Source organism: Paraburkholderia sp. 22099 (assembly GCF_052045835.1).
In the GTDB taxonomy this organism is placed as follows: Bacteria; Pseudomonadota; Gammaproteobacteria; order Burkholderiales; family Burkholderiaceae; genus Paraburkholderia; species Paraburkholderia terricola.
The window spans coordinates 380,579-391,632 of the sequence record NZ_JBQEPU010000001.1 but is presented as its reverse complement, the minus strand read 5'-3'; the positions used below and the strand labels follow the sequence as shown (position 1 = coordinate 391,632).

At 62.8% G+C, this 11,054-nt stretch carries 12 protein-coding genes; 11 read left to right on the top strand and 1 reads right to left on the bottom strand.

The window, feature by feature from the left end:
• Positions 1 to 398: 398 nt before the first annotated feature.
• The 7 genes from ACTJLC_RS01790 to ACTJLC_RS01760 all read left to right on the top strand — a co-directional run bounded on the left by ACTJLC_RS01790 (position 399) and on the right by ACTJLC_RS01760 (position 4,207).
• Positions 399 to 1,160 carry a YoaK family protein gene (locus ACTJLC_RS01790; protein ID WP_073427636.1) on the top strand — a complete coding sequence of 254 codons (762 nt, stop codon included), beginning with the start codon at positions 399 to 401 and terminating at the stop codon, positions 1,158 to 1,160.
• Between the two features lie 216 nt (positions 1,161 to 1,376).
• Positions 1,377 to 1,823 (top strand): hypothetical protein, encoded by a 447-nt coding sequence (locus ACTJLC_RS01785; RefSeq protein WP_073427711.1) that lies wholly within the window; start codon positions 1,377 to 1,379, stop codon positions 1,821 to 1,823.
• A 73-nt stretch (positions 1,824 to 1,896) separates the two neighbouring features.
• Positions 1,897 to 2,160 carry an HPr family phosphocarrier protein gene (locus ACTJLC_RS01780; RefSeq protein ID WP_073427637.1) on the top strand — a complete coding sequence of 88 codons (264 nt, stop codon included), beginning with the start codon at positions 1,897 to 1,899 and terminating at the stop codon, positions 2,158 to 2,160.
• A 66-nt stretch (positions 2,161 to 2,226) separates the two neighbouring features.
• Positions 2,227 to 2,994 (top strand): fused MFS/spermidine synthase, encoded by a 768-nt coding sequence (locus ACTJLC_RS01775; protein WP_090518702.1) that lies wholly within the window; start codon positions 2,227 to 2,229, stop codon positions 2,992 to 2,994.
• Positions 2,995 to 3,076: 82 nt separating this feature from the next.
• The gene (locus ACTJLC_RS01770) at positions 3,077 to 3,304 is read left to right on the top strand and encodes a hypothetical protein (protein ID WP_073427639.1); all 228 of its coding nucleotides are present in this window, start codon (positions 3,077 to 3,079) and stop codon (positions 3,302 to 3,304) included.
• A gap of 177 nt (positions 3,305 to 3,481) precedes the next feature.
• Complete coding sequence (locus tag ACTJLC_RS01765) at positions 3,482 to 3,679, top strand: ribbon-helix-helix protein, CopG family (protein ID WP_073427640.1); 198 nt, start codon at positions 3,482 to 3,484, stop codon at positions 3,677 to 3,679.
• Between the two features lie 183 nt (positions 3,680 to 3,862).
• Positions 3,863 to 4,207, top strand: a complete 345-nt coding sequence (locus ACTJLC_RS01760) for a hypothetical protein (RefSeq protein ID WP_073427641.1) — start codon at positions 3,863 to 3,865, stop codon at positions 4,205 to 4,207.
• 124 nt (positions 4,208 to 4,331) lie between these two features.
• On the opposite strand, the gene fabI is transcribed toward ACTJLC_RS01760, so the two are convergent.
• Positions 4,332 to 5,123: an enoyl-ACP reductase FabI gene (gene fabI, locus ACTJLC_RS01755; RefSeq protein WP_073427642.1), complete on the bottom strand. Its 792-nt coding sequence runs from the start codon at positions 5,121 to 5,123 to the stop codon at positions 4,332 to 4,334.
• 126 nt (positions 5,124 to 5,249) lie between these two features.
• On the opposite strand from fabI, the gene ACTJLC_RS01750 reads away from it, so the two are divergent.
• The 4 genes from ACTJLC_RS01750 to ACTJLC_RS01735 are packed head-to-tail and all read left to right on the top strand — an operon-like array spanning position 5,250 to position 11,045.
• On the top strand, positions 5,250 to 7,214 hold the full coding sequence (locus tag ACTJLC_RS01750; protein ID WP_084561359.1) for an extracellular solute-binding protein: 1,965 nt from the start codon (positions 5,250 to 5,252) through the stop codon (positions 7,212 to 7,214).
• A gap of 56 nt (positions 7,215 to 7,270) precedes the next feature.
• A complete protein-coding gene (locus tag ACTJLC_RS01745) occupies positions 7,271 to 8,308 on the top strand; it encodes a microcin C ABC transporter permease YejB (protein ID WP_073427643.1) in 1,038 nt (345 codons plus the stop codon).
• A complete protein-coding gene (locus ACTJLC_RS01740) occupies positions 8,308 to 9,414 on the top strand; it encodes an ABC transporter permease (RefSeq protein ID WP_073427644.1) in 1,107 nt (368 codons plus the stop codon). The genes ACTJLC_RS01745 and ACTJLC_RS01740 overlap by 1 nt, the downstream gene beginning before the upstream one ends.
• Positions 9,411 to 11,045 carry an ABC transporter ATP-binding protein gene (locus ACTJLC_RS01735; protein WP_073427645.1) on the top strand — a complete coding sequence of 545 codons (1,635 nt, stop codon included), beginning with the start codon at positions 9,411 to 9,413 and terminating at the stop codon, positions 11,043 to 11,045. Before ACTJLC_RS01740 ends, ACTJLC_RS01735 begins: the two co-directional genes overlap by 4 nt.
• The last annotated feature ends 9 nt before the right edge of the window (positions 11,046 to 11,054 follow it).

Genomic DNA, 11,054 nt, shown 5'->3' with positions numbered 1-11,054 from the left:
TCAAAGGTTCTGTTCAGCGGGCAGCGTGTCTGATGAAGAGTATCCCGAAACCGCCTCCAGCCGGTGACGATCTTCCATTTCGTTGACATGGCGGCATGGCGAGCGGCTCGTGATGCGGCGCGCTGTTCACCGTCAGTGGCGCTGTTTCGCTGGAGGACATCAGGTTAGCAGTTGATGATAATTGCGTTATCATCCTAGCAGTTTTATCGTTCCAGTTCCACGCGCGATGACCCGTCGGTGTGCGCATAAAGTGCGCCGCGAGTGCGCCGCGTCGGTTCCGCGCATTGGCAATGCGACCTTGCCGCGCGCGTGGAATGTCAGAAGCTCCAGCTTGCCGCGCCGGTCCCTCTCACGCCCAACGCGCGGTTCGGACAGGCGAATCTTCGAATCGATACCCAATGCCAGCACACTATTTCCGCGCTCTGACGGGAAAGGACCGCAGCGCCGAGGCCAACAGGCAGCTCGGCTTCTCGCTTGCGTTCGTGGCTGGCGCGACCAATGCCGGTGGTTTTCTCGCGGTGAAGCAGTACACGTCGCATATGAGCGGCGTGATATCCGCGATCGCCGACCAGGCCGCGTTGGGCGACCTGTCGCTGGCGCTGGCGGGCGTCGGATCGCTGATCTCGTTCCTGCTGGGCGCTGCCTCGTCGTCCGTGCTCGTCAATTGGGGGCGGCGCAGGCGGCTGAACAGCCAGTACGCGTCGCCCTTGCTGATCGAAGCCGTTCTACTGCTGTGCTTCGGGCTGCTCGGCAGCCATCTGGCCGTATGGGAAACCCTGTTCGTGCCCGCGGCCGTCGTGCTGCTGTGCTTCATCATGGGGCTGCAGAACGCGATGATCACCAAGCTCTCCGGCGCGGAAATCCGCACCACTCACATGACGGGCATCGTGACGGATATCGGTATCGAGCTCGGCAAGCTGTTCTACTGGAATTCGTCGAAGGCAGGGCCGGCGGAGCCGGTCGTGCTCGCCAATCGCGCCAGGCTGAAGGTGCATCTGACGATGCTTGCGATGTTCTTTGCCGGCGGCGTGACCGGGGCGATGGGCTTCAAGCACATTGGATACGCCTCCACCGTGCCGCTCGCGGGCATGCTGATCGTGCTCGCCATCGTTCCTTTCATCGACGACCTGCGCGAGCGCGTTTATCGCCTCGACCGATAGGCGGGGCGCCGGGGGAAGCGGCGCTTTTCGTGCGCAAACGCCCTCGGAACCGCCAGCCGGCACCGGCGGACAAGCCACTGTTCTATGATAATGTCGTTATCATTGACTTATCCTGGTATGGTAACAATAATGCGACTCTCGGGCGAGAGCCTTGTCGGTCCCGTTTCGGGTTCAGGTGAGACGAGGAAAATGCCTGCGTACGGCATGGGGGTGAACGTGATTAATGCAGGTGTTCCGCTGCTGTCGCACGACTACACGCATCTCTATCTGCGGGACGTCATGGGGCAGCGCGGGCTGATCGTCGTCGGCGTGGGCAAGGCCGGCGAACGTGGATTCCAGATGCTGTACCGCTTCTCCAATATCTGCGACCGTCTCGAGCAATGCGGGATCAATGTGATCTTCGTTTATCAGAAGGAGTCGGCCCGTCACGTGCAGGACACGACCTCGCTGTTCGGCGCCCGCTACCGGCAAAGACCGTGTCTGTTTCTGGACGACGACGGCAAGTTTTTTGTCGGCCCGCCGCGTCCAAAATCGCTTCGCGCGATCTATCTGGATCGCGAAATGAAGCGGCTCGGCGCGGCCGAGTTCGCGCTGCGGGACGAAACGTGGGACGCGCTACTGCAGGCGTTCTTCGCGCAGGCGGCGGCAGGGTCGATGCATTGAGCCAGGGCGCGCGGGGAGCGCGCCCTGGCGGCACGACACGACGCGGGTTGGAATCACATACGAGGGGGGCGGAGTGGTCGAAGCATCGGTTCAGGTGGATGGGCGCTGGGGTTTGAACGCGCACCAGTCGGCGCGGCTTGCCGTCAATGCCGCACGATTCGCCTGCGATATCGTCTGCATGGCGAACGGCCGGTCCGTCAATGCCAAGGACGTCATGTCGGTCATGTCGCTGCGGGTCAAACGGGGCGCGCATGTGCGCATTCTGGCGACGGGGCCCGATGAGATCGTCGCGCTCGAGACGCTGTCGGCCATCGTGCAGTCGCAGCAATCCTGCTGAGCGGCCAATGCGAAAGAGCGCACGCATCCCCGCCGAATGCCGCCGCGGCGAATTCCGGCCACAGCCATGAACAGAAAGAGAAAGGCCAGCAAGCCGCTGGTCATACAGAACGATCGGATCGTTTCACTGTACTTCGATGCGCGCGGCGTGCAGAGCACGATGTTTCGGCATGACCCCTATGCGCTCGCGCTCGGCTACACGCGCACCATGATGGGTTTTCTCCTGTTGCGGCCGGCCCCGCGCCGCATTTCGATGATCGGTCTGGGTGGCGGATCGCTGGCGAAATATTGCTACCGTCATTTGCCGGAGACGGCCATCACTGCCGTCGAAATCAATCCGGAGGTGATCGCGCTGCGCGACCAGTTTCATCTGCCGCCCGATGACGAACGGTTTCGCGTGGTATGTGCGGATGGCGCGCGGTTCGTCACCGGAACGGATCACCGGCCGGACGTTCTGCTGGTCGACGCTTTCAACGCCGACGGGTTGCCCGCCGAACTGGGCAGTACGACGTTCTACGAGGCCTGCCGTCGCCGTTTGAGCGATGACGGCATGATGGTGGCGAATCTCGTGACGGACGAGCCGGACTTCCAGCGCTATCTGCGCGCTCTGAGGGAAGTCTTCGCGAACGCGGTGGCTCTCGCGCCGTCGGAGGGCAGCCAACATAACGTCACCGTGTTTGCATGGAAAGGAGCCGGGCAGGTTCCATCTCTTGCCGCGATGCTCGAACGGGCACGCGTACTCGAGCCGCGACATGCGGTCAATCTGCATGCCACGGCCACGCGCATCGAATACGGCAAAAGATTTGACTGGAATCGATACGGGCAGCCGCGTTGAGCGTGTTCGTCCGCGAGGCTTCAACGATCGGCCCCGCTTCAATGCCCGCCTTATCGAACGGGCGCATTCTCAAGGAAAGCAGATGACAGCAGAAAGCGATAATCAAAGCAGTACCCTGACTCATGCCGCCAGTTGGGCGCTCGAGCGGCTTGCGCGGCAGCGATATGGCCGCGACGCGCCGGCGCTGAACTGGTCGGTTGCACAGGAATTGCGTAACGCGGGATATGTGTCGGTGCCGGCGAACGGGCGGGGCGCTGTGTCGATTACCGAGGCCGGCCAGAACTACCTGCGCGCCAGGGCCGTGCGCTAGCAGCGCGCAGTTTGTTTTTCTCGAAGTGCTTCACGGCCGCATGATGACGGCGTATGAGCGAGTGGCCTGAGAAGCCGGCGGCGCGTGTGGCGTTGATGAGGCTTCGATGGTGGTGACTCGCATCGCGCCGTGTATTATAATCAAATTAACATATCTGAACTGGACGCCGCTCTCATCATGGAAACGAAAAGCGCTCGACTCACGATTCTGATCGACCCGGTGAAGAAGGAAGCGTTCGAGAAATTGTGTGCCGCGCAGGACCTCACGCCCTCGCAAGTGGTGCGGCAATTGATTCGCGAATACCTCGAACAGCATGGCGTGACCTACAAGACGAAGAGTGTCATCGGCGCTCGCCCACGGCGAAAGAGCGAATGAACCGGAAGGTCTCATTGCGTAATACGCGCCCTGTTCTTCATCGAAATTCCCCCGCTTGTAACCAGACGTAACCCAGCAGGCGGCACCGCGATCTCGTGCATCAGTTATTACAAACTTGAAATACGCGGACTGCCGCCTTGCGCTATATTTCGCCCAACAACACATTCGTCAAAAGGGTGATCGATGAAGTCCGTTCGTCTTGTTCCGCTTCTGATCGGGGTTTTCGCATTGGGCGCATCGGGTGCGGCAATGGCTGGTAGGGTCAACATCGGCGTCAATATCGGCATTCCCGCTCCGGTTTATGTCGCGCCGGCTCCCGTCTACGCACCGCCGCCGCCGCCGCCGCCCGTCGTGTATCAGCCGGCGCCAGTGTATTACGGCGCTCCGGCGGTCGTGATCGGCTGGCATGGCGACCGCTACTGGGACGGCCGCCGCTACTGGGCACGGAACGACTGGTATCGCCATCATCCTCCGGGCCGTTACGATTATGGCCGCAACCACTACGACAATCGGCGCGGCTGGCATTAAGCGTTCAGACCGCGGTCGATGTCGCCGCGGAATCAGAAAACCGCCCGGAGCGAATCTCGCACCGGGCGGTTTTTTTTGCGCGTGCAATACCTTCGGCCATGCGCCCATGCGGCACAAGCAACGGTTATTCGGCCACGGCGGCCATTCCGCCCACCACCGCGCTAAAGCCGCTGTCCACGTGAACGATCTCCGCCGTCACGCCCGCCGCGAGATCCGACAGCAGGAAGGCCGCGGTATTGCCGACCTGTTCGATCGTCACGTTGCGCTTGAGCGGCGCGTTCTGCTCGACGAATTCGAGAATCTTGCCGAAGCCCTTGATGCCGCTCGCGGCCAGCGTCTTGATCGGGCCCGCTGAAATGCCGTTCACGCGCACGCCCTTCGCGCCGAGCGACACCGCCAGATAACGCACACTCGCTTCGAGCGACGCCTTGGCGAGACCCATGGTGTTGTAGTTCGGAATCGCGCGTTCGGCGCCGAGGTAGCTCAGTGTGAGCAGCGACGCGTCGGGCGTGAACATGGATTGCGCGGCCTTGGCGAGCGCCGGGAAGCTGTATGCGGAGATGTCGTGCGCGATGCGGAAGTTCTCGCGCGTCATGCCGTCGAGAAAGTCGCCCGCGATCGCTTCGCGCGGTGCAAAGCCGATCGAATGGACGAGGCCGTCGAGGCCGTCCCAGCGCTCTTTCAGCGAGGCGAAGAGGGCGTCGATCTGCGCGTCGTCGGCGACGTCGCAGGGGAACACCAGGTCGCTGCCGAATTCGGTGGCGAACTCGGTGATGCGGTCCTTGAAGCGCTCGCCGACATAGGTGAACGCCAGTTCGGCGCCTTCGCGCTTGCAGGCTTGCGCGATGCCGTACGCGATCGAACGGTTCGACAGCAGGCCGGTCAGCAGGATACGTTTGCCAGCGAGGAAGCCCATGAATTCTCCTGATAAGGTCTGCGCTTCGCGCACGCGAACGTGATGCGTTCGGAACGTGCGGATAGCGCGGGTTTATTAGGTAGAATTCTCTCACATTGCTCTTGCCCACTGACCAACAAGGCCCCTATGACAACTGGCTCGCGACGGGTTCAAACGCCTCACGCGCTTCGGCGCAGCGTGATTCACAGACTCTCGCGTGTCGGTCTACCGGTTGTGCCGCGTTTGCGGAATTCATGGCGCGCGGCATGTGCCGTTGCGCTATCCGGCGCGTTGGCGGTAGCTGGGCTGCTGGTGGCGCCGCGGGCGCAGGCCGTTCATGCGATCGCGCAATACGGCGAGCCGAAATATCCGGCGAACTTCAAGCACTTCGACTACGTCAATCCCGATGCGCCCAAGGGCGGCACGCTCGTGCTCGCCAATCCGAGCCGGCTCACGAGCTTCGATAAATTCAATCCGTTCACGTTGCGCGGCAACACCGCGCCTGGCGTGAACGCGATGTTCGAAAGCCTGACCACCGGCAGCAGCGACGAAGTGGCGTCCGCGTACGGGCTGCTTGCAGACGACATCAACGTTGCGCCGGACGGCCTGTCCGCCACCTTTCACATCAACCCGAAAGCGCGCTTTTCGAACGGCGATCCGGTGACCGCCGAGGACGTCAAATTCTCGCTCGACACGCTGAAAAGCCCGCAAGCCGCGCCGCAATTCGCGTCGATCTTCGGCGAGATCACGCGCGCGGTGGTGGTCGATCCGCATACGATCCGCTTCGAGTTCCATCAGCGCAATCGCGAGTTGCCGTTGCTCGCCGGCGGCGTGCCGGTGTTCTCGCGCAAGTGGGGCATGAAGCCCGACGGCAGCCGTACTCCATTCGATCAACTGGCGTTCGAAAAGCCGATCGGCAGCGGCCCTTATCTGATCGAACGGTACGACAACGGGCGCACGATCACGTACCGGCGCGACCCGAACTACTGGGGCGCGGCGCTGCCGGTGCGGGTCGGCACGAACAACTTCGATCGCATCGTCTACAAGCTGTATTCGGATAGCACCGTGCGGCTCGAGGCGTTCAAGGCGGGCGAGTACGACGCGATGGTCGAGTACATCGCGCGCAATTGGGTGCGGCGCGACGTCGGCAAGAAATTCGATAGCGGTGAACTGATCAAGCGCGAATTTCCGCAACATAACGGCACGGGCATGCAAGGCTTCATGCTGAACACGCGGCGCCCTTTGTTTCAGGATGTGCGCGTGCGCAAGGCGCTCGACCTCGCGCTCGACTTTCAGTGGCTGAACCGTCAACTGTTCTACAACCAGTACACGCGCATCGACAGTTTCTTTGCCAACACGGATTTGCAGGCCAAGGGCCTGCCTTCGCCGGGCGAACTGGCGCTGCTCGAACCGTGGCGCGCGAAGCTCGATCCGTCCGTGTTCGGCCCGCCGCCGAAGCAGCCGGACACCGATCCGCCAGGCTCGCTGCGCGCCAATCTGCTGCAGGCGCGGGCGCTGTTGCAACAGGCGGGGTGGACCTATCGCGACGGCGCATTGCGCAACGAGAAGGGCGAGCCGTTCCGCTTCGAGATTCTCGACGACTCCGGTTCGTCCGCGCAAATGGAGCCGATCATCGCCACTTTCATCCGCAATCTGCGGAAGCTGGGCATCACCGCCACGTTTCGCGTATCCGATTTCGCCGTCTATCAGAAGCGTCTGGACGCATTCGATTTCGACACCACCACCATCCGCATGCCGGATGTGCAGGTGCCGGGTTCCGAGCAGATCGACCGTTTCGGCAGCAAGGCCGCGGATACCCACGGTTCGGACAACATGATCGGGCTGAAGTCGCCGGCGGTCGATGCGATTCTCAACGCGCTCGTGCATGCGCAGACGCGCGAGCAACTGGTCGACGCGACGCACGCACTCGACCGCGTGCTGATGCATGGCTACTATGTGGTGCCGCACTGGTATAGCGCGACGCATCGTGTCGCGTTCAAGCGCGGCCTCGCGTGGCCGAAAACCTTGCCTCTGTACTATGGCGCGGAAGGCTGGATCACGTCGACGTGGTGGTTCGCGCAGCCTCAGCCGCCATCGTCGTCGCAACCGTAACCGCAGCCGCGCGGAAGCGCCCATCCACTTACCGCCTCGCACCGGAAACGTCGACTATGTGGAGCTACATCCTCAAACGCCTGCTGCTGATGATCCCGACCCTGCTCGGCGTGCTGACGCTGACCTTCGCCGTGATCCAGTTCGTTCCGGGCGGCCCGGTCGAGCAGATGCAGCACGAGTTGCGCAAGGGCGCGGAGGGCGGCTCGCCGTTCGGTCTGCGTGCGCATAACGGCGTCGACGCGCAGCAGGTCGCGCAATTGAAGGCGCTGTATGGCTTCGACAAGCCGCCGCTCGAACGCTACGTGCTGATGCTCAAGCGCTTCGCGACGTTCGACCTCGGGCAGAGCTATTTCCGCCATCAAAGCGTCTGGTCGCTGATCGTCTCGAAGCTGCCGGTGTCGATCAGCATCGGCTTATGGACGTTCTTTCTGACATATCTGATATCGGTGCCGCTGGGCATTGCGAAGGCGGTGCGCAACGGCTCGCGCTTCGACATCTCGACCAGTCTCGTCGTGTTGATCGGCTACGCGATTCCAGGTTTCGTGCTGGGCGTGCTGCTGCTCGTGCTGTTCGGCGGCGGCACGTTCCTGCAACTGTTTCCGCTGCGTAACCTCACCTCGGACAACTGGGCGCAACTGAGCCTCGGCGGCAAGATCGTCGACTACCTGTGGCATATCACGTTGCCGATCACCGCCTCGGTGGTGGGCAGTTTCGCGGTCGTCACCATGCTCACCAAAAACGCGTTCCTCGACGAGATCCGCAAGCAGTATGTGCTGACGGCGCGCGCCAAGGGCTTGTCGGAAAAACGCGTGCTGTGGAAGCACGTGTTTCGCAATGCGTTGCTGCCGCTGATCGTCGGTTTTCCGGCGGCGTTCATCGGCGCGTTCTTCACCGGCAGTCTGCTGATCGAGACGCTGTTTTCGCTCGACGGCCTGGGCCTGCTGTCCTATGAATCGGTGGTGCGGCGCGACTATCCGGTGGTGCTCGGCACGCTGTATCTATTCACGCTGATCGGTCTCGCGACCAAACTGATCTCCGACCTGTGCTATGTGTGGGTCGATCCCCGCATCCAATTCGAACAACTGGAGCGCTGATGAATCGAGCCCGCCTTTCCGCCGATGCGGCGGCGCGCACCGAACCGGCTCGCGCGTTCGTATCGCCTTCGCCCGCGCGCCGCGTGTGGCAACGTTTTCGCCAGCAGCGGCTTGGCTACTGGAGCCTGATCGTGTTCGTCGTCGCGTTCGCGGCGAGCCTCGCCGGTCCGCTGTGGTCGAACGACAAGCCGCTGGTGGTGCGCTACGACGGCCATCTGTATTTCCCGATGTTCAAGACCTATGCCGAGACCACCTTCGGCGGCGATTTCCCCACGCCCGCCGATTATCTCGATCCGTATATCAAGCAGCGCTTCGACACGCCCGGCAACTTCGCGTTGTATCCGCCGAACCGCTACTACTACGACACGCTGAACTACTTTTCGAAGGCGCCGAACCCCGCGCCGCCCTCGCGTGAAAACTGGCTCGGCACCGACGACCGCGGCCGCGATCTGTTCGCGCGCTTGCTGTACGGCTTTCGCGTGTCGGTGGAATTCGCGCTGGTGCTCACGCTGATCGGCACGGTCATCGGTATCGCGGCCGGCGCGGTGCAGGGTTTCTTTGGAGGGCGTGTCGATATCGTTGGGCAGAGGCTGATCGAAATCTGGAGCGCATTGCCGGAGCTTTATCTGTTGATTATTTTTTCGTCGATCTTCGAGCCCGGATTCATTTTGCTGATCGTGCTGCTGTCGCTGTTCGGCTGGATCGGTTTGTCCGATTACGTGCGCGCGGAGTTTCTGCGTAACCGCAACCAGGACTATGTGCGTGCCGCGCGAGCAATGGGGCTGTCGAACTGGCAGATCATGTGGCGGCACGTATTGCCCAACAGCCTGACGCCGGTCATCACGTTCCTGCCGTTTCGCATGAGCGGCGCCATTCTGGCGCTCACGAGCCTCGACTTTCTCGGCCTCGGCGTGCCGTCGCCGACCCCGAGCCTCGGTGAACTGCTCGCGCAAGGCAAGGCGAATCTCGACGCGTGGTGGATTTCCTTGTCCACCTTCGGCGTGCTGGTCGCGATGCTGTTGCTGCTGACCTTCATGGGCGACGCGCTGCGCAACGCGCTCGACACCCGCATCTCCGATGCGATGCGCGCCGGAGGCAACCAGTGAGCGCCACGGTCGATAACAGCGCAAAAGAGGCCGTCACGCGGCCGCTGCTCGAACTCGAGCATCTGCACGTGACGTTCGGCGACACGGTCGCGGTGAACGACGTGACGCTCGCGATCCAGCGCGGCGAGCGCGTGGCGCTGGTCGGCGAATCGGGCTCGGGCAAGAGCGTGACCGCGCTGTCGATCCTGCGCCTGCTGAACGACGCGCAAGTGAGCGGGTCGATCCGTTTCGACGGCGAGGACCTGCTCGCCAAAAGCGAGCGCGAGATGCGCGGCATGCGCGGCTCGGACATCGCAATGATCTTCCAGGAGCCGATGACGGCGCTCAACCCGCTTTACACGGTCGGCGATCAGATTGCGGAGACCGTCGTCGTGCACGACGGCGTGGCGGCGGGCGAGGCGCGCAAACGCGCGGTCGCGCTGCTGGGGCGCACCGGCATCGCGGAGCCGGGCAAGCGCGTGAACAGCTATCCGCATCAACTCTCGGGCGGCCAGCGGCAGCGCGCGATGATCGCGATGGCGCTCGCCTGCCGGCCGCGCCTGCTGCTGGCCGACGAACCGACCACCGCGCTCGACGTGACGATCCGCGCGCAGATTGTCGACCTGCTGCTCGAATTGCAACGTGACGAAGCCGAAAAACGCGGCATGGCCGTGCTGCTGATCACGCACGATCTGAACCTCGTGCGCCACTTCGCGCACCGCATCGCGGTGATGGAGCGGGGCGTGCTGGTGGAAAGCGGGCCGGTCGAGCGCGTGTTCGAGTCGCCGCAGCATCCGTACACGCAGCGTCTGCTGGCCAGTCGGCCGCAGCGCACGGTGGTGCCGGTGCTGCCGATTTCGCCGGTGCTGCTCGAAGCGCGCGAGGTGTCGGTCGATTTCAAAACGAAGCTGCCGGGTTTGAGCGGCTGGTTCCGTTCGGGGAGTTTTCGCGCGGTGGCGGATGCGACTGTGTCCGTGCGCCAGGGCGAGACCTTGGGGATCGTCGGCGAATCGGGTTCCGGCAAATCGACGCTCGCGATGGCCTTGCTCGGCTTGCAACGCACCGCGCACGGCGAGATCGAATTTCAGGGCAGGGCGCTCGGCAGCTATCGCGGCGCCGAGCAGACCGCCTTGCGCTCGAACATGCAAGTCGTTTTCCAGGACCCGTTCAGTTCGCTTTCGCCGCGCCACACCATCGAGCGGATCGTCGGCGAGGGGCTCGCGCTGCACCGCCCGCAAATGACGCCGCAGGCGCGCCGCGACAAGGTGGTTTCGGTGCTGCGCGAAGTCGGCCTCGACCGGACGGTGCTGTGGCGCTATCCGCATGAATTCTCCGGCGGCCAGCGTCAACGGATTGCGATTGCCCGCGCTCTGGTGCTGGAGCCGCGCATCCTGGTTCTCGACGAACCCACCAGCGCGCTCGACGTTTCCATCCAGCAGCAAGTGCTGAAACTACTCGCCGGATTGCAACAGAAGTACAACCTCGGCTTCGTATTCATCAGCCACGATCTGGCCGTGATTGGAGCGATGGCGCACCGCGTCGCGGTGATGCAAAACGGTTCGATCGTCGAAAGCGGCGCCGTTGAGCAGATTTTTGCGACGCCCGCGCATCCTTACACTCGAAAGCTGCTGAAAGCGGCGCTTGACCATTGATTTTGCACT

Excerpts from the sequence above, each read along its gene's own strand:
- ACTJLC_RS01770 (WP_073427639.1), top strand. The coding sequence starts at position 3,077 with ATGACAGCAGAAAGCGATAATCAAAGCAGTACCCTGACTCATGCCGCC.
- fabI (WP_073427642.1), bottom strand. The coding sequence starts at position 5,123 with ATGGGCTTCCTCGCTGGCAAACGTATCCTGCTGACCGGCCTGCTGTCG.
- ACTJLC_RS01790 (WP_073427636.1), top strand. The coding sequence starts at position 399 with ATGCCAGCACACTATTTCCGCGCTCTGACGGGAAAGGACCGCAGCGCC.
- ACTJLC_RS01775 (WP_090518702.1), top strand. The coding sequence starts at position 2,227 with ATGAACAGAAAGAGAAAGGCCAGCAAGCCGCTGGTCATACAGAACGAT.
- ACTJLC_RS01745 (WP_073427643.1), top strand. The coding sequence starts at position 7,271 with ATGTGGAGCTACATCCTCAAACGCCTGCTGCTGATGATCCCGACCCTG.
- ACTJLC_RS01760 (WP_073427641.1), top strand. The coding sequence starts at position 3,863 with ATGAAGTCCGTTCGTCTTGTTCCGCTTCTGATCGGGGTTTTCGCATTG.
- ACTJLC_RS01740 (WP_073427644.1), top strand. The coding sequence starts at position 8,308 with ATGAATCGAGCCCGCCTTTCCGCCGATGCGGCGGCGCGCACCGAACCG.
- ACTJLC_RS01750 (WP_084561359.1), top strand. The coding sequence starts at position 5,250 with ATGACAACTGGCTCGCGACGGGTTCAAACGCCTCACGCGCTTCGGCGC.
- ACTJLC_RS01765 (WP_073427640.1), top strand. The coding sequence starts at position 3,482 with ATGGAAACGAAAAGCGCTCGACTCACGATTCTGATCGACCCGGTGAAG.